Origin of the sequence: Paenibacillus sp. EKM206P, assembly GCF_011066155.1 — a bacterium.
Taxonomy (GTDB): Bacteria; Bacillota; Bacilli; order Paenibacillales; family Paenibacillaceae; genus Paenibacillus; species Paenibacillus polymyxa_D.
On sequence record NZ_JAAMNQ010000003.1, the window covers coordinates 92,190 to 109,443 of the forward strand.

Here is a 17,254-nt window from a genome sequence, read left to right on the forward strand (position 1 = left end):
CCCGTAAAAAGTACTCTTCCTACAATCGTTAAAATGCCATGCAGGAAAAAATCCACAGTTTTACGATAGCAAAAAAAACCGCTTCTAAATACAAATATTTTTATAGATTTATATAGCAAAATCAAAGAAATTTTTTTCTATACGCGCTGGGTGATATGCTCATTACATTTTTAAAAGCTCGCGAAAAGGTCAACTGATCGGTATAGCCGACCGAATTAGATATGACCTGGATCGAATAGTCTGTATGCTGCAGCAATTCGCACGCTTTTTTAATCCTGAGGACTATCAGATATTGTTTAGGCGTTTCACCAGTTTCTAGTTTGAAAACGGAGGTCAGATAATTCGGATGTAGACCAAGGTACTCCGCTACTTCACTAATCTGGATGCCACTGATGTAGTTTTTCTCAATAAAGTTTATCGCTTGCACCGAATAAGGAAGCTGTTCCTTTATCGACATCGTTTCCCCCAAATTGTGTACAAGTTTGGCAAGAATATGGAATAAATACCCCTGTATAGCCAGCGATGAAGAAAGCGTGTTATCTCCGATCCGCAACATCTCAATAATCGTGGAATGAAAGAACGTAATATCTTCGATATCAATTATATAAGGGTTCTGGTGTGGAAGTGATATGTTCTGCAGGTAGATGTCGGATTTAATGCCCATAAAGCCGACCCAACTGTACTCCCAAGGCTCGGCTTCATCCGCCTGGTAATAAGCTACCCTATTGGCCGGAATTAAAAAAGCCTGTCCTTCTCCTATATCGTAATTTTTGTTGTCAATCACCAGCCTACCTCGTCCTTTTAGTACAAAATGAACCAGATTAAAATCGCGGGCGATGGGTCCAAAATCCTGTTTGGATAAGCAGAGCTCTGTGCCACAGTTATACAAAATCAAATCTGATATATTTTTATGCTCTGAACTGGTATACGTATCAACATATTGAATCATATTCTGGCCCATTGGCATCCTCCTCACTTTTCCAAATAAAGAACCTATGCTTGTTAATTTAACAGTATAGCATAAGTTAAGGATGACAAATGTCCAGAAAAAATTTGGCTCTAAACTATATTTTTTTGTAAGGTTCTTTGTTTTTCCCATATCCAACTTAAAAAAAGTCATGTATTTACTATCACTATCTTTGTTATGCTGATTCAATAATAACGCTTTCAAGTGGTTCGACATATTTTGAAAGGGGCTATGTACATGGCTAGTCTACAAGTTAACCAAAAGGAACGGACATTTCACTTAACGAACAAATACTGTAGTTATCTTTTCCGTGTCATGGAGAACGGGCAATTGGAGCATTTATATTACGGCAAAAAAATAGAGTACCTTGGTCAATATGACCGCTTTATCGAGCGAAGCTATCGTCCCGTGTCTGTCGGTGAGTTTGATAGTGACTTGGTGACATCGTTGGAAAGTATTAAGCAGGAATTTCCTTCTGCGGGAAGTGGAGACTTTCGAGAGCCAGCAATTGAGATCATACAGGAGGACGGATCTCATATAATGGAGTTCACTTATGACCATTACGAGGTAATCACTGGAAAACCTAAAATTCCTCATCTTCCAGCTACGTTTTGTAAGGAAGCACATGAAGCAGAGACACTCCTCATCACGCTGACCGATTCTCTTACAGGAACGGTGGCCGTGCTTGCTTACACCATCTTCAGCGAACTGCCCGTGATCACGAGATCCGTATCCATAACGAATTCCGGGAATAATCCCCTGAGAGTCAACCGTCTAATGAGCCTGAGTCTTGATCTTCCTGAAGCCGAATATGAAATTATTCATTTATCAGGGGCTTGGGGCAGGGAACGTCATGTGGAGCGTACACCATTGAGACCTGGGCTACAGTCGATTGGGAGCACTCGAGGAATTAGTAGTCATGTTCACAATCCATTTCTGGCGCTTGCCAAACCCGGATCACAGGAACACCAAGGAGAAGTATATGCGGTTAATCTCGTTTACAGCGGGAACTTTCTTGCCCAGGCGGAAGTGGACAGCTATTCAACTACCCGATTGATGATCGGCATTCATCCTGACAAATTCTGCTGGACCCTGAAGCCAGGAGAATGTTTTTATTCGCCTGAAGCAGTTCTGGTCTATTCTGAGAGCGGTTTAAATGGCATGAGCCAAGCATACCATAGCCTGTACAATAAACACTTAATTCGCAGCAGTTGGACCGAGCGGGAACGACCTGTATTGATCAATAACTGGGAGGGGACCTATTTTGATTTTACTGAGCAGAAAATAGTTGATATGGCAAAAAAAGCAGGTGAACTGGGGATTGAACTCTTTGTCTTGGATGACGGATGGTTCGGTCGAAGAAACAATGATACCTCTTCCCTCGGTGACTGGTTTGAAAATCCTGAAAAGCTACCGAACGGGATCTCGAATTTGGCAAAGAAGATCAATCAGCTCGGGATGAAATTCGGTCTTTGGTTCGAGCCGGAAATGGTTAACTCCGACTCTCATATTATGAGGGAGCATCCAGACTGGGTTGTGGGAACACCCGGCCGTCAACGCAAGCATGGACGTCATCAATATGTTCTTGATTATTCCCAACCGCCTGTCGTGGATTACCTGTTTAAGTTAATGGATGACGTGCTCTCTTCTGCTCGGATCGAATACGTAAAATGGGATATGAATCGCTGTATTTCAGAAGCCTATTCGTTATCTCTGGGCAAGGAAAGACAGGGCGAATTTTTTCACCGCTATGTCCTGGGTGTATATGCTTTATATGAGAAGCTGATTACCGAACACCCTGAGATTTTGTTTGAGTCCTGTGCTTCCGGTGGGGGACGGTTTGATCCAGGGATGCTTTATTACGCTCCGCAAGCATGGACAAGCGACGATAGCGAGGCTATAGAACGTCTGAAGATTCAGTATGGCACTTCCATGGCCTATCCGCTTAGCAGTATGGGTGCTCATGTGTCAAGCATCCCGAACCACCAGGTAGGCAGAACGGCACCGCTGCAAACTAGATCCAATGTCGCCTACTTTGGTATATTCGGTTATGAACTTGACCCATTGGCGTTGTCCGAAGAAGAGTGCAATGTAATTAAAAAACAAATACAAGTATATAAACGTCACCGACGATTAATTACACAGGGAACCTTTTACCGTCTGCTAAGTCCCTTTGAAAAAAATGAAACAGCATGGATGACCATTGATGCAGAACGTGAGCATGCTCTCGTCGGCTGGTACCAGGTTCTCTCACGCCCCAATGCAGCTTATTCACGGCTAAAGCTCATCGGACTGGACGAAATGGCAGTATATTTCGTGGAAGAATTGGACCGACGTTTTACAGGCAGCGAGTTAATGAACATCGGACTTATACTCACCCCGCCTTATAAGGCTGACCAGGATTTTAATATTGCGGAGAAATATGATTTTTCATCTGAATTATTCACTCTAACTAAAGAGACTTCCTCGTGATTGGATTATGACTTGAAGTAATGATATCAAAGACATGACTGAAGAGAGAAATCAAGGATTAAACGAAGAAGTGGTTATCCGTTATGCAGTGTCCGCTGTGTGGGAATTACGGATCAGAAGCAACTCAGTAATTGAGCTGCTTCTTTATTTATCAGGACCAAATACAAGATTGGCGGATTGCTTTGCTTTCTCAATGACATTCATGACCCTCTCGCTGTGTTCAAGCATTTCTGAGACTTTTTCCAAATCTTTTTCCTCGATGATACGGTCAAACTCAACGAATTCGTCATACATTCGATGGGGATGATCTTTCTGATCTACCCGGATTGGCGTTTCCTTATTCGCAGTGTAATCAAAGCAGTCGCATATATTTGCTGAACTTGCCATGTGTATATAGCCCTTATTGCCTTGAACGTTCACTGCATTGGGAGCCGTACTGTCTTTTGAACCTATGCAGACACACTTGAAGTCACCGTAATCAAGCAGCAGCATACCTGAAGTATCAATTCCACGCTCCATGTTCGCCCAATACTGCACTTTCTTCGGGCTCCCGAAAAATCCAACAACCAAATGAATATTATATAAATTAATATCCATCAAGGCTCCACCAGACATCTCCGGATTAAACGCAGGCTGGATTATTCCCGCTTTGAAAGCTTCATACCGAGATGAGTATTGAGAATAGTTGCATTCCACTATTTTGATCTCACCAAGCTTAGGTAGATACTCCTTCATTGACAAATAATTTTTCAAATATTGATTCGTTATGGCTTCCACCAATACCAGTTTTCTTTGCTGAGCAATTTCTTTTAGCTCTAGAAATTCTTGCAAATTGGAAGTAAACGGCTTCTCACAGATGACATGTTTACCACTCAATAATGCCTCTTTCGCATATGAATAATGAAGATGATTAGGCAACCCGATATAAACTGTATCCACATCACGACTCATCAGCATCTCGCTGTAATCCGAATAAATCTGAGATATTCCATATTTACTTTGTAAATCCAGTAATTTCCCCTTGTGGCTAGGTCTAGAACAAATGCCCTTTAGTAAAATGGTCGGGATTTCCTGAATAAAGCTTAATAGATCCCCTACGATCATCCCTGCTCCGACAATTCCTAACTTCATTTTAGCTGCACTCCTCTATACCTTTTTCAAGTATTTCCATACACATTATCGTTTCTTCGTCTTTAATCACTTTTTCTTTACCAATTACGATCGACTGATACATATCGTCATACACTCGGGCATAGTCTCCCTTTTCAGAAACGATTTTATCTTCATGATACTCGCCCTTATCATCAAGGTATGTTAAAATGCCATAATGCTCAGGCTGGTCGATGCCGAAATCGGCGTGTCCCTTAGGCAGATAGTATAATTTAAGATGCTCCTCCTGACGATCCTTTGTCTGCTTTATAAAAACGCCTTTTTTGCCGTATACAACAAAACTCGGCCGCTCTTTTAAACGAAAAAAGCTGGATTTAATGGATACCTTAAGTGAGGGATAATAAAAATCTAGATCAAAATAATCATTCATTCTTCCAGAACCGAGCAATTGGCGCACGTCGTAATGGATCGTGTCAGGTTTCCCAAAATAGGCAAGAACCTGGTCAATGGTATGAGCGCCATGTCCATAGAGGTAACTGTTATATTTGGAAAAATGAGAGGTGGAGTTGGGGGTCTCAGGGCGGTAATAATCGAAATGCATTTCCACCTCCAACAAATCACCGAGTTTTCCTGATTCAATAACCTTCTTGGTAGTGAGGAAATCCGAATCGTAACGTCTGTTTTGATAGCACTGTATAATCAGATTTTTCTCTTTGGCATATTGGAAGATGGACACAGCTTCTTCTTTCGTTAACATAAAGGGTTTTTCAACAAGTACATTTTTCCCGTGGTCGAGTGCCATTTTCGCATAAGTGTAGTGGGATTCTACAGGTGTACAGATAACAATCAACTGAATTTCCTTATCGTTCATTAGAGATTCAAGATTATCAGTATACTGCACACCAGGGATTTTCTCCCACTCCCCTTTATCTGGATTACGGGCGTAGATCGTCTTTACGTTCAAATGATCTCTGGTCAATGAAAAAGGAAGATGATACCGATTGGTGCTTTTGCCATTCCCAATATAACCGATGTTAAGCATATTAATTCCCCCTAGGCTCTTTTTCATTTATTATAGAAGAAGAACGTTGATCGTAAAGGATTTGCCGCCAAAATGGTACAATCAACCGAATATTTTTAAAAATGTTTGTTTATTTTCAAACAAAATGTTTATTTTAGATCCTTTATCAAACGTCATTTCAATTGAACCGGAGTGAACCTGTTGAAAATACTGATGCAATTATCCGAAATGCAAAACTTTACACCAAACGAAAAAAGCATTGCATCCTATATTTTGCTTCATAAGGAAAGGATCCTGCACTTAAATATTCAGGAGCTTGCAAAGGCAACATATACTTCGCATTCCGCGATTAATCGATTAACTCATAAACTTGGGCTATCTGGCTTCAAGGAGTTCATAATCAAACTTGCTCGGGAGTTTCAGCAGAATACCCAGAACATTTCCAATGTAGACCCCAACTATCCATTTGGTTTTGATGAATCCCCACTTCAAGTGGCGAAAGAAATTGCAGAATTAATGAAGGAAACGATAGAAAAAAACTTTACATTCATGGATAATGATTTATTGTCGCAAACGGCCCTATTGCTGGATCAAGCGAAAAGGATCTTTATATATGCGTTAGGAGATTCACAAATCCGTGCGAAAAGTTTCCAAAATAAATTAGTGAAAATTAACAAGTATGTGGTTATAGCTACGGAGTTGTCTGAGTGGGCGTACCATACGGCTAATCTTACGCCACAGGATTGCGCTGTTTTTTTAACTTACCACGGAAAATCACCGATCTTTTTAAAAGCAGCAAAGCACTTTACACATGAAAATATTCCCTTTATCACAATTACAGCAACCAGTCAAAATGAATTGGCCAAACTCAGTAATATCTGTATTCAGGTGCCTAATGACGAAGTAAAACATGCCAAGATTGGTACATTTTCGTCGCAAATTGCCTTTGACTATGTATTAAATGTGATCTACTCCTGTATCTATAAAATTGACTACTTAAAAAACATGCAATTCGCAACACAATCGTTGAAGAATTCGCATCTCAATGACATGATGAATGACGTGTAGAGGGATTAGCTTCTCTCTAACTGCAAAATAAGCGGCAATTTATAATTATATATGGTTGTTCTTCGACAAATAAGGTCTAGTTAGTTTTATGCTAACTAGACCTTTTTTCTTTTATTGCTTCAAGCCCATCAGTACGGCCGACAGCAAGCTAGGAAAGCGTTCATTCAAATCAAAGTAACGGATAGAGATAAAGCGTTGGGTTCCCTCTATTCTCGTATGAATAACCCCTGATTCCCGAAGAACCTTAAAATGATGAGACAAGGTTGACTTTGGAGCTGAAATATCTATCGAGCTGCAGGATTGCTCCCCTTTTTCGTCTAAAATCTGGATGATATTAAGCCGAATGGGGTCACTTAGAGCATATAAAACTGTAGGTAGAGTAATTTCAATTACGTTGGGATGATACAGCGTTCTCAAGATCCGTTCACCTGCCTAACAAAGAATTGTAGTTGCATTATAGCATATTGGAATGCTATATTTCTATTATTCGAAAATATTCGAACTATAGAACAAATGGAGGGTTTCGTTTTGAATAAAATTATCACCTTGTTTTTCTTGATCATGTTTTTCATTGGTACAGATACGTTCATTGTGTCGCCTCTTCTACCTATTCTTCGTGAAAGCTTCGGCATTTCTATCGAACAATCAGGCTGGATTGTTTCAGCCTATGCTTTAGGGTATGCTCTGTTTGCCTTAATTGCAGGACCGTTGTCAGATGCATGGAATCGAAAAAAAGTACTACTGTTCGGCTTACTTGGTTTTGGTATCTTCACTCTACTTTGCGGCTTTGTCGTTGATTTTTGGACCATGTTTGCTTTTCGCTTATTGGCTGGCATTAGTGCCGCTTTTGCCTCACCTCAAGTTTGGGCAGCCATTCCTCAGTTAGTTCAACCACATAAAGTGTTAAAAGCCATGGGAGTTGTCACCGCAGGATTAGCTTTTTCCCAAATGCTAGGCGTTCCCATTGGCAGCTATCTCGCTACCGCCGGGTGGCAAACACCCTTTATTATGATTGGTTGCTGCACCTTCCTGATCGTTATTTGGACTGCTGTTCTCTTGCCCGCCTTGCCTCCTTCTATACAGAAGCAAAAGGCTCCCTCGATTAGGAACAGATACCGTTCATTGCTGCAGGGGTCAACACCTAAGGTCGCTTTTCTGGCCTACTTCCTGTTCCAACTCGGAAATTTTGCTGCCTTCTCTTTTATTGGCACATGGCTGTCCGACAAATTCAGCCTTAATGTTGCAGATATTGGTACGGTGATATTATTCCTTGGTTTAGGAAATACGATTAGTAGCTTATTTGGGAGCAGCTTAGTTAACAAAGTGGGGCCTAAGCACTCTTTGATCTATGGCGTAATTTTCATCGGTCTGCTTTATTTGCTTCTGCCCTATTTACCTAGTGTGACCTATGTCGAAATTACATATTTTCTGATCTTCCTTATCCTTGGAATGATTTTTCCGCTTATGATGAGTATGCTTCAAACCTTATCTGCCACAGCACGCGGAACAGTTTCATCACTTGCCAATTCTTCTATGTATTTTGGAACAATGGTTGGCTCTTTCACAGCAGGAATGCTATACGCTCACAGCGGTGGTTTTATTTCCGTTAGCCTGTTTTCTGTGATTTGTTTCGGTGTGTCACTAATCTTGTTCCTACGTAGCGGGGTTTTACTAGGTCTAAGACTAAAATAGAAACGAGTAACCTTAAAAATCGACATAAGCTCTATCTTTGGGCCAGGAAAAGAACTTATATTATTAGAAAAGCCGCCAGTATGGCGGCTTCTTATGCATATCTACTGTTGTCTAGCTTCAAGGATCAATCTTCATCAATAGCATTTCGAATATCATAATCATCGATGTTGATATCCAAAGCCATTCCCAGTGCTAACTTTGCCAGTTGGCTTCCAATAAAGGGACCCATGGTCAGCCCGGATGCTCCAACCCCATTGGCAGCTATAAGGCCGTTCCAGCCAGGCACAGCTCCAAGCACCGGTAGAAAACCGGGGGTAAAAGGACGGAAACCAACTCTTACCTCCTGAAAAGTACTATTTGCTAAATCAGGTGCTAATTCTAAACCTTTATTTAGGATTTCCTGCATCCCGCCTGCTGTTACTCTTGTATCGTATCCTTCGATTTCATTTTCGTGAGTCGCCCCTATGACGATCTTCTGTTGATCAAACGCTAACAAATATTGATCAGAAGGCGGCATGATTACAGGCCAGGTGCCTGTATCTTGCCCATCAGGGATCTGTAAATGCATGATTTGTGCTTTTTGAAAGCTAACCTTAAAGCGAATGCCCAAAGGCAGCATCAGTTGATTGGCCCATGCACCTGCACAAACAATGACTTCGTCAGATGAGAAGCTGTTTGCACCGACCGCCACTCCGGTTACATGGTCGGAATCGTATTGAAGCACAGCATCCCCATGGATAAGGGTTGCCCCATTTCTTTGTGCTGATCGGATCAACGCATCACGCAGCGCCCGACCATCTATACGAGCGGCACCACTAATATGAACAGAATGGTAACCTTCTACTAACAAAGGAAATTGTTCATGGGTTTCCTTTTCATTTAGTTGCGTAATCTCACCGATTTCTGGCGCATCCGCTTGTCGTAAGTGTGCTCGCTCCTGCATTTTTTTAATTTTCTCCAAATCATTATGAATACTGAGAGCTCCAACTTGAGCATAGCCAGTTTCTGTTTCCCCCTCGCTTTTAAGTTCTTCAATCAATCCGGGGTAAAAACGTGCGCCCGCTTTGGCGAGCTGGTACCAAGCTTGATTGCGTCGCTGTGATAACCAGGGACAAATAATGCCAGCAGCTGCATCAGTCGCCTGTCCTTTATCTTTGCGGTCTACAAGAATGACATCAGCGCCCAATTTTGCTAACTGGTATGCTGTCGATGCCCCCAGAATTCCTGCTCCGATTACGATAACCCTCTTCATGAATACATCCCTTTCCTAAATCACTGTATCCATTATAGCGAATACCGCATGAATGCATAAAGTTTGAAACATTAATATTTCTATCCTTATAAAGTTCTTAGAATTGATCTGTAAAGTAGTTGTCAGAACGAATGAAAAGGATGAACTGATATGGATAACATTATTTTACAGACTAAAAATCTCTGCAAAACCTTTAGACGGCAACAGGCGGTGAACAACGTCACACTGTCTATTCAGGAGAATTCCGTCTATGGGCTACTTGGCCCAAATGGGGCTGGAAAATCAACCACCTTGAAAATGTTAACTGGTATGCTACGTCCGACAGGCGGTGAAATTTTATTCCAAGGAAAACCCTGGTCACGAAAATATCTCGCTCAGATCGGCGCACTGATCGAATCTCCTCCACTCTATGAGAATTTGACTGCTAGAGAGAATTTAAAGGTTCGTACAACCTTGCTCGGACTACCTGATTCACGAATTGATGAAGTACTGAACATTGTTGATTTGACTCATACCGGGAAAAAACGCTCTGGCCAGTTCTCGATGGGCATGAAACAGCGGCTGGGCATTGCTATTGCGCTCCTCAACCATCCCAAACTACTAATTTTAGATGAGCCAACCAACGGACTTGACCCCATTGGCATTCAGGAGCAACGCGAGCTGATTCGCTCCTTCCCGAAGCAAGGAATTACCGTAATTCTTTCCAGTCATATTTTATCCGAAGTCGAACAAATCGTTGACCATGTCGGTATTATCGCTGGTGGCATATTAGCTTACCAAGAGGCGGTTACACCAGGACAAGACTTGGAATCGTTGTTCATGCAGATTGCACAGGAATACCGAAAAGGGGATGAGTAGGATGCAGCAATATATAGCCGCCGAGCATCTAAAATTAAAGCGTACCTTTACGAAAAAGCTGGTCTGGCTGGCCCCCATCGTTACTCTTCTTCTGTGTACCGTGCTCATGGGGGGACATATGCTCCAAAGCGCCAGCTACAATTGGTGGTATTTCATGCTGCTGCCAGGTGCGCTCACCTTAATATGCTCAGGAGTGATCCAAAAGGATGGCAAGAAGCTGAAATACCGTGCTGTCCTTGGCATGTCTGTAGATTTGGCTCAGGTATGGTACGGTAAAATCGGGGTTTGCGTAAGACTCTTAATGGTTTCCTCTATTATTTTATTTATAGGGATAACTCTTGGCGGATTCGTATTCTCAACTTCCGTGACACTAGCAGAAAGCGTCGCTGCAACTCTGATCCTCTTCATCACCTTTTTGTGGCAAGTTCCACTTTGCCTGTTCCTGACGGATCGAATAGGCATGTTTGCCACCCTAATCATCAACATGCTGGGCAACGTAGCCTGCACCGTCTTGTTCGCTACGTCTTCTGTATGGTGGGCGGTACCCTATGCTATACCAGCGCGATTGATGTGCGCCGTCATCCAAGTGCTGCCTAATGGGCTTGCCGTTCCTTCAGGAGATCCACTTTTGGATGGAGGCATAATTGTTCCCGGCCTGTTGATCACAGTATGTCTATTCATGATTCTGTCAGTGCTGACGGCCATGTCTTTCCGTAAACGGGAGGCTAAGTAAGATGATATCTTTCTTCCGCAATCTGAAATCTGACGTGCTTAAACTTCGAAGGCAGCCCTTATTGCTCGTGCAGCTGCTTGTGCCGATCTTGGGGATAGCAATTTTTCTAGCCTACTATTCCTTTACTCCGTATTCACCGATTTCGAAGATAGACGGCTATTTGCAGGTCCTGGCTGTGGTTCTTCCTATCATGATTGGTATTGTATGCTCCATTGCTGTTGAGCAGGAGTCAGTCGCTGGAAATTTCCAACACCTCTTGACCTCGCCGGTGAAGCTGTTACCTTTTTTGAGCAAGCTTAGCCTACTCCTGTGCTTGGGATTTGGCAGTGTGCTGCTTGCCTCAGGCGGCTTTGGGGCTGGCTATATATATTTGATGAAAGAGTCCCCGTATGGCTTGAAGTTTTATGTGTTGGCTGCCTGCATTCTGTTTGTGTCCAGTGTGTTCCTTTATATTCTGCATTTTTTCATTAGTTTGCGGTTCGGTAAGGGAGCTTCCATCGGCCTGGGTATTATGGAGAGTCTATTGTCCGCTTTGCTTCTTACAGGGCTGGGTGATCATAATTGGATATTCGTTCCCTCTGCTTGGGCGGCCCGGTTCATCACGATCTGGGTGCAATACGGCGTAAGCTCAGCTGATTCTATCCCTGAAGCTATACAGCTCGATTTGGGAATCAGATATTGCGTAGTAGGGACCTTAGTCATCATGGTATTATTAGGGTTATGGATTTGTCGTTGGGAAGGACAAAGTTCGTTGGAGTAAAGATTAGAGTAAAGAAAGCAAGGGATGTGAATAAAGCATGGCAAACTTGTTGGCCGTTGATGACGAACCCGCCGTTTTGGCACTCCTTCAAAATATTTTGCAGAAAGATGGCCATGTTGTCACGGTGGTCTCCGCCTCCCCACAGGTTCTCACCATGCAGCTCGGAGCATTTGATCTTATACTGCTTGACGTGATGATGCCTACCATGGACGGATTCACACTCTGCCGGGAAATTCGCAGCAAGGTAGACTGTCCGATACTGTTTCTTACCGCAAAATCCATGGAGAACGATGTGATGTTGGGGCTTGGGGATGGAGCCGACGATTATATTGTCAAACCGTTCGGCACTGGAGAGCTGCGCGCACGAATCAACGCCCATCTCAGACGGGAGAATCGTGAACGGCGTAATGTATTCTGCATCGGGGAAGTTCATTTCAATCTGTCTGGCAAGGAAATCACCGTTCAGAATGTTGTAGTCCCGTTTACCAAAAGTGAATATGAGATATGTAAGTTTCTAGCTTTGAACTGGGGGCAGGTATTCTCTAAGGAGCAGATTTACGAAGCGGTCTTCGGCTTGGATGGGGACAGCGATTCCGCCACCATTGTAGAGCATGTCAAAAATATCCGGGCCAAGCTTGGCAAAGTAGAGGTTTCTCCAGTGGAGACGGTTTGGGGGATCGGCTACCGATGGAAGTAACCAAAGTACAACAAGCACGCAAGACTACCAAATTACGAACCATTTTCCTGGGTTATTTAGTTATGTTTTGTATTGGGACGATTGCGCTCGCTCTGTTCCTGGTCCTCATCTTCTATGCCCTGATATCTTATGGGGCCATTCTTCCCGCGAACTATGCGGAGAAGCAGGTACGGGAGGACAAGTCAATCATTGAAGCGGGCAAGACCCTGCAACCGAATTCTCAGATAAAACTGTATAAGTACGCGTTGTTCACTTCGGAAGGCCGCCTCATTGAAGGAAATCTTTCTGAAAACCAGGCCCAAGCCGCTTGGAGTGTTACGCAGCAGAGCAATACTGCGTATCAATTTCCCTATAACTATGTAAAAGTTCCACATCATGATGAAATTACTGTGATGCGCTATTCTGTCTCGGCACAGTTTGAACTTCCTATCCTGCGTCAATATCTGCCGAACGCAGAATTGTCCTTTTTGGCCGTGTTCTGTATCGCCTTCCTGGGGGGAGGTGCTTTACTGGCTTCCTCCTTCGGACGAAAGCTGGCACGTAAGATGATCGGATTGCAGCAGGCTACCAAACAAATTCAAGCACAGGATTTGGACTTCTCAATCAAGTTCAGTGGCGTGATGGAGATCGATCAGGTGCTGCATTCCATGGATAAAATGAAAGAAACTTTAAAGACATCGCTTCAGAAACAGTGGAATCTCGAAAAATCCCGCCGCGAGCAAATTTCCGCTCTAGCACACGATGTCAAAACACCACTCACTATCGTTCGTGGAAACGTAGAGCTACTGTCCGAGACCGAACAGTCCGAAGAGCAAAAGAACTATACGGATTATATTGCGGAAAGCACCAGGCAGATGGAGCAGTATATTAAAACTCTCATTGACATTTCAAAAGCGGAAACACTAGTCACCCTGCGGGCGGAAACGATGGACGCTGACTTCTATTTATCGAAAGTGAAAGATCAGATAATGGCCTTGGCTGCTGTCAAAAAAATATCTGTAGCATTCGCTGTATATAACCTCCCTAAGACGCTGTATGCAGACCCAGTGCTACTTGAGCGTGCCATTATGAATGTTGCTTCTAATGCGGTAGATCAGGCGCCTGAATACAGCGAGATCCAGCTGATCGTAGAATCTGTTGAAAACTGTATTCGGTTCAGCATCGTAGACGAAGGCCCGGGCTTCTCTCCAGCAGGTCTCAAACAGGCCGCCGAGCAGTTTTATATGGGTGATTCATCCAGAAGATTGAGTGGACATTACGGTATGGGCCTGTATATAACAAAATCCATTGTCAACCTACATGGCGGACAACTGATCATCACCAACTCCACCCAGACAAGCGGCGGACAGGTAAGCATTGAGATACCAATCAGTGCATGAATCATACAAGCGAGAATCAATCCTATCGTATACCTTAATCATTCCAGGTGCGACCAAGCCTGATCAGATCGAAACTAATCTTCAAACGCTGAGTATTCAACTAACTGTAGAAGATCTTAAGCAGCTTAATATCATTTTAGTCAAAATAACTTGTTTACAGAGTAGCTGATTGTCAATTTATAACTCTATTAGCGGGCGCTTATAAAGCGCCCCTTTTCGCATTTTACGTACACTTATTGGATAGTAGACAAAAAGGAGTTCTAAAGTTTTCACTTTAGAACTCTTTTAACAGATGCATTTATTTGGTAATCGTAATTTGTTTGGATGCAGTATTATAGTTCACCTGATACCCCGAAAGCTCGCTAATCACTCGTAATGGAACCAGCGTGTAGCCGTTAACAATAACCGGAGCTGTGATGTTCGTCGAATAACTTCGGGAGTTGTTTAACTCATATACGGCAAGGGTCGAATTCTTGACTTGAAGCACTACCTGTTTGCCGTCTGTAGGTCGATTCAGAATAATCTTTTTGGTCGATTTTTCATAATTCACCTCGTAACCTATCCGTTCACTGATAAAGCGCAGCGGGACCATCGTCGCCCCATTAATGATCCGAGGAGCCTGAGCCATCGTCGTAGCACGACCATCGACATAAGCTGATTTAGCTCCTGGTGTCAGGGTGAACGAAGATGAATAGGAGGAAACCGCATTGTTAGGATATGAAGACGTTGTACCAGAAGTGGTTGTCGTAGTAGAACTCGTCCCGGATGATGAACTACCGGTACCAATCGCTCTATTGCGAATAGCTTCTAGCCGATCCAGCAGATCGCTTTTACGGGTTCCGCTCGGCAGATCACTGATTGCATCTCTGGCAGAACGCCAGTCGGACGCATTTAGACTGTTTTCCGCAATTCGCATCAAATCTCTTGCTTTCTCATAGTTCGATGAACTAGATGAAGAAGAGTAGTAACCATCCGAATCTGTGCGTTCTGATATCTTTACACCGCTAGATTCTCTTCCATTGCTATTGACAGTCACGACCTTAATCTCATACCAGCGTCCTTCTCGCAAATCCGTGATTTTATAGGACTCAGAGCTTGTAGTCCCCTTATAATCACCATCCACATATATCTTCACCTTGTCGGCTCGACTCGGCATATCATAGGTGATTTTGATCCAGGTGTCGCTTTTGCTATCTACTTCAAGATTGGACACTTCTGACGAATTGGAAGACGTACTGTCCGTTGTGGCAGTTAGTCTCACACCGGAGGACAATGTACCTGTGCTTCGCTTAGATCTTATCGTGAACGTATAGGTCTGGCTTGCCGAAAGATTGTTGAAAGTATAGGATGTTCCTGTTGAATCGGTTACCAGTTGCCCGTCCTTATACAGACTGACCGTACTAATTCCGCTAGGCCTTGTCCAGGAAACAGTAACACTATAGTTATTAACTGATGTCACTGAAGCACCTGCCACATCGGGCACGATATCGGTAGAGACCGTAGAAGTTGTAACTGGAATACTAACTCCTTGAGATATATTTCCGGATTTGTCTATCGTTTTGACCGTTACGGTATAGGCTGTGGCAGCATTCAAGACATTAAACGTGTAAGACGTGCCTGTGGTTCTTTGAATTTCTGTACCATTTAAATAGACAATCGCTTGGCTTAAGTCAGCATCCTTAGGCAATATGTAATTGATGGTAAATCCATTATATCCTACATTCGTCGCTGCCAGTCCGCTTACTTCTCCTGGTGGTGTCTTATCCACAGGACCATCAACGGAAGCCGTTTTAGCCTGTATTGTTGTACCGAGAGATTCATTTCCACTCTTATTCACCGTTTTCACGCGAAAGGTATATGTCGTGTTCGGCTGTAAACCGCTTAACATATAAGAGTTACTTCTAATGTTATCTACATACACATCGTTAGTAACACCAACCACTTTTACGTGGTCAAAATTGATGTCCGACGGATTGTTCCAGGACAAATTTACTTTTGTTGTTTCTGTAGGAACCGCTGTCAGATTGCTTACCTCTGCCGGCGCGATATTCGCAGTCACCATTTGGCTCGACATTACTTTTAGCATTTGGTTAAGATAGGTGTTCTGACCATAACCTTTGGTTAACGTAGTCACTTTCGGACCTGAAGTAACAGGCACTTGACTACCTTGAGCGGTTGCTAATTTGGTATGTAACTGTGTTGTATTTAGGCCTGTCAGATTTGAGTAATGCCTCTCAGTCGGCAACGCGCTAGCCACTGCATCGGGTGTCAAAATGCCATATCCCGTATTCAAAATCAGTGTAGCCGTTGCGAACGGAGCCATCCATTGACGCAAACGTTTTTTATTCATATTCTATGCTCTCCTTGATACCAGTATGGAAATTTTATTTGTCAAAAACTAATAAGTTAAGCTTACAAGCCCTTCTGCTGCAATCTAGCTTTTAAAATATGTACCATAATGTACACACGTTCATTTAACTGTTATCGGAATTTGCATACAAAATGTTTAGGCTTCACACCGTATTTTTACTGATAGGGGGTCGCGCATACAATAGGGATACACATTTTGACAAGTTAAATGAAATTACAATTATCGTTTCCAGGAGCGCTAAGCTGTGTGACGTTGGCATCTGCCGTAAATATTCGATATATCGTAACTTTCTACCGTTTAATAACAATGCATTATAGGATATATTAAATTTTAAGTAATAAGAGAAAGAGGTGTATTATGTTCAAAAATGCCTTTAAGATGTTTGGTGTCATTGGTAATATTGAAGCAATTTCATATCTACTGCTTGTGTGTATCGCTATGCCACTTAAATACGCAGCTGGAATACCGCAAATGGTAAGCTGGGTGGGTATGATCCATGGGGTACTGTTCGTGGCTTATGTTGTAGCGACTGTGGTCATGCTGATTATGCGGAAAATAACGCTACTGCAAAGTCTTGCTGCCTTGATTGCCTCACTTTTGCCGTTTGGCCCCTTCATTTTTGATCGTAAGGTGCTTAAGAAAGCCGAAGCACGTGCGAGTCATACCAGCCCGATAAAAGCTGCATAAGCATATACAAGGGCAAGTGCCAATACAACAACGCGGCTTTCTCTTCCCACTCATGCAGCAGTATACAAAAACAACCGATGGCTCTAAACCACTCGGTTGTTTTTGTATACGCGAATTTTAAATTGTTACTTTCCCTCGCAGTAAGGGAGACTCTAACTTTGTCATTCTTGTTGTCCCTTTCTGCTAT

Annotated in this window: 15 protein-coding genes; 9 read left to right on the forward strand and 6 right to left on the reverse strand. The window is 42.9% G+C overall.

Annotated elements, in window-relative coordinates; genetic code table 11:
• Nucleotides 1–121: 121 nt before the first annotated feature.
• Nucleotides 122–961, reverse strand: a complete 840-nt coding sequence (locus tag G9G53_RS07150; protein WP_029515168.1) for an AraC family transcriptional regulator — start codon at nucleotides 959–961, stop codon at nucleotides 122–124.
• Nucleotides 962–1,204: 243 nt separating this feature from the next.
• Between G9G53_RS07150 and G9G53_RS07155 the strand changes: the two genes are divergently transcribed.
• Nucleotides 1,205–3,439, forward strand: a complete 2,235-nt coding sequence (locus G9G53_RS07155) for an alpha-galactosidase (protein WP_069011834.1) — start codon at nucleotides 1,205–1,207, stop codon at nucleotides 3,437–3,439.
• A gap of 144 nt (nucleotides 3,440–3,583) precedes the next feature.
• On the opposite strand, the gene G9G53_RS07160 is transcribed toward G9G53_RS07155, so the two are convergent.
• Both G9G53_RS07160 and G9G53_RS07165 read right to left on the reverse strand, forming a co-directional pair.
• Entirely contained in the window at nucleotides 3,584–4,570 is a 987-nt protein-coding gene (locus tag G9G53_RS07160; RefSeq protein ID WP_069011833.1) for a Gfo/Idh/MocA family protein, read from the reverse strand.
• Between the two features lies 1 nt (nucleotide 4,571).
• A complete protein-coding gene (locus G9G53_RS07165; RefSeq protein WP_069011831.1) occupies nucleotides 4,572–5,591 on the reverse strand; it encodes a Gfo/Idh/MocA family oxidoreductase in 1,020 nt (339 codons plus the stop codon).
• Between the two features lie 180 nt (nucleotides 5,592–5,771).
• Between G9G53_RS07165 and G9G53_RS07170 the strand changes: the two genes are divergently transcribed.
• Nucleotides 5,772–6,638 carry a MurR/RpiR family transcriptional regulator gene (locus G9G53_RS07170; protein WP_165146484.1) on the forward strand — a complete coding sequence of 289 codons (867 nt, stop codon included), beginning with the start codon at nucleotides 5,772–5,774 and terminating at the stop codon, nucleotides 6,636–6,638.
• Between the two features lie 111 nt (nucleotides 6,639–6,749).
• On the opposite strand, the gene G9G53_RS07175 is transcribed toward G9G53_RS07170, so the two are convergent.
• Nucleotides 6,750–7,055, reverse strand: a complete 306-nt coding sequence (locus G9G53_RS07175) for an ArsR/SmtB family transcription factor (RefSeq protein WP_165146488.1) — start codon at nucleotides 7,053–7,055, stop codon at nucleotides 6,750–6,752.
• Nucleotides 7,056–7,166: 111 nt separating this feature from the next.
• Here G9G53_RS07175 and G9G53_RS07180 point away from each other — a divergent pair, with 111 nt between their 5' ends.
• Complete coding sequence (locus G9G53_RS07180; protein ID WP_165146491.1) at nucleotides 7,167–8,330, forward strand: MFS transporter; 1,164 nt, start codon at nucleotides 7,167–7,169, stop codon at nucleotides 8,328–8,330.
• A gap of 124 nt (nucleotides 8,331–8,454) precedes the next feature.
• Here the strand turns inward: G9G53_RS07180 and G9G53_RS07185 are convergent, their stop codons facing one another.
• Entirely contained in the window at nucleotides 8,455–9,582 is a 1,128-nt protein-coding gene (locus tag G9G53_RS07185; protein ID WP_165146494.1) for an NAD(P)/FAD-dependent oxidoreductase, read from the reverse strand.
• Between the two features lie 150 nt (nucleotides 9,583–9,732).
• Between G9G53_RS07185 and G9G53_RS07190 the strand changes: the two genes are divergently transcribed.
• The 5 genes from G9G53_RS07190 to G9G53_RS07210 are packed head-to-tail and all read left to right on the forward strand — an operon-like array spanning nucleotide 9,733 to nucleotide 14,009.
• Nucleotides 9,733–10,440, forward strand: a complete 708-nt coding sequence (locus G9G53_RS07190) for a lantibiotic protection ABC transporter ATP-binding protein (protein WP_069011825.1) — start codon at nucleotides 9,733–9,735, stop codon at nucleotides 10,438–10,440.
• Nucleotide 10,441: 1 nt separating this feature from the next.
• Nucleotides 10,442–11,173: a lantibiotic immunity ABC transporter MutE/EpiE family permease subunit gene (locus tag G9G53_RS07195; RefSeq protein WP_165146497.1), complete on the forward strand. Its 732-nt coding sequence runs from the start codon at nucleotides 10,442–10,444 to the stop codon at nucleotides 11,171–11,173.
• A 1-nt stretch (nucleotide 11,174) separates the two neighbouring features.
• The gene (locus tag G9G53_RS07200; RefSeq protein WP_165146500.1) at nucleotides 11,175–11,933 is read left to right on the forward strand and encodes a lantibiotic immunity ABC transporter MutG family permease subunit; all 759 of its coding nucleotides are present in this window, start codon (nucleotides 11,175–11,177) and stop codon (nucleotides 11,931–11,933) included.
• A 37-nt stretch (nucleotides 11,934–11,970) separates the two neighbouring features.
• Complete coding sequence (locus G9G53_RS07205; protein ID WP_029515155.1) at nucleotides 11,971–12,630, forward strand: response regulator transcription factor; 660 nt, start codon at nucleotides 11,971–11,973, stop codon at nucleotides 12,628–12,630.
• Nucleotides 12,621–14,009: a HAMP domain-containing sensor histidine kinase gene (locus G9G53_RS07210; protein ID WP_165146503.1), complete on the forward strand. Its 1,389-nt coding sequence runs from the start codon at nucleotides 12,621–12,623 to the stop codon at nucleotides 14,007–14,009. The genes G9G53_RS07205 and G9G53_RS07210 overlap by 10 nt, the downstream gene beginning before the upstream one ends.
• A gap of 298 nt (nucleotides 14,010–14,307) precedes the next feature.
• On the opposite strand, the gene G9G53_RS07215 is transcribed toward G9G53_RS07210, so the two are convergent.
• Nucleotides 14,308–16,359, reverse strand: a complete 2,052-nt coding sequence (locus G9G53_RS07215) for a stalk domain-containing protein (RefSeq protein ID WP_165146506.1) — start codon at nucleotides 16,357–16,359, stop codon at nucleotides 14,308–14,310.
• Nucleotides 16,360–16,737: 378 nt separating this feature from the next.
• Between G9G53_RS07215 and G9G53_RS07220 the strand changes: the two genes are divergently transcribed.
• Nucleotides 16,738–17,067 (forward strand): DUF3817 domain-containing protein, encoded by a 330-nt coding sequence (locus G9G53_RS07220; protein ID WP_069011816.1) that lies wholly within the window; start codon nucleotides 16,738–16,740, stop codon nucleotides 17,065–17,067.
• Nucleotides 17,068–17,254: the final 187 nt, after the last annotated feature.

What these genes read in the sequence shown, in the direction of transcription:
- G9G53_RS07150 (WP_029515168.1), bottom strand. Translation starts at nt 961, where the DNA reads ATGGGCCAGAATATGATTCAATATGTTGATACGTATACCAGTTCAGAG.
- G9G53_RS07155 (WP_069011834.1), top strand. Translation starts at nt 1,205, where the DNA reads ATGGCTAGTCTACAAGTTAACCAAAAGGAACGGACATTTCACTTAACG.
- G9G53_RS07160 (WP_069011833.1), bottom strand. Translation starts at nt 4,570, where the DNA reads ATGAAGTTAGGAATTGTCGGAGCAGGGATGATCGTAGGGGATCTATTA.
- G9G53_RS07165 (WP_069011831.1), bottom strand. Translation starts at nt 5,591, where the DNA reads ATGCTTAACATCGGTTATATTGGGAATGGCAAAAGCACCAATCGGTAT.
- G9G53_RS07185 (WP_165146494.1), bottom strand. Translation starts at nt 9,582, where the DNA reads ATGAAGAGGGTTATCGTAATCGGAGCAGGAATTCTGGGGGCATCGACA.
- G9G53_RS07190 (WP_069011825.1), top strand. Translation starts at nt 9,733, where the DNA reads ATGGATAACATTATTTTACAGACTAAAAATCTCTGCAAAACCTTTAGA.
- G9G53_RS07195 (WP_165146497.1), top strand. Translation starts at nt 10,442, where the DNA reads ATGCAGCAATATATAGCCGCCGAGCATCTAAAATTAAAGCGTACCTTT.
- G9G53_RS07200 (WP_165146500.1), top strand. Translation starts at nt 11,175, where the DNA reads ATGATATCTTTCTTCCGCAATCTGAAATCTGACGTGCTTAAACTTCGA.
- G9G53_RS07205 (WP_029515155.1), top strand. Translation starts at nt 11,971, where the DNA reads ATGGCAAACTTGTTGGCCGTTGATGACGAACCCGCCGTTTTGGCACTC.
- G9G53_RS07210 (WP_165146503.1), top strand. Translation starts at nt 12,621, where the DNA reads ATGGAAGTAACCAAAGTACAACAAGCACGCAAGACTACCAAATTACGA.
- G9G53_RS07215 (WP_165146506.1), bottom strand. Translation starts at nt 16,359, where the DNA reads ATGAATAAAAAACGTTTGCGTCAATGGATGGCTCCGTTCGCAACGGCT.
- G9G53_RS07220 (WP_069011816.1), top strand. Translation starts at nt 16,738, where the DNA reads ATGTTCAAAAATGCCTTTAAGATGTTTGGTGTCATTGGTAATATTGAA.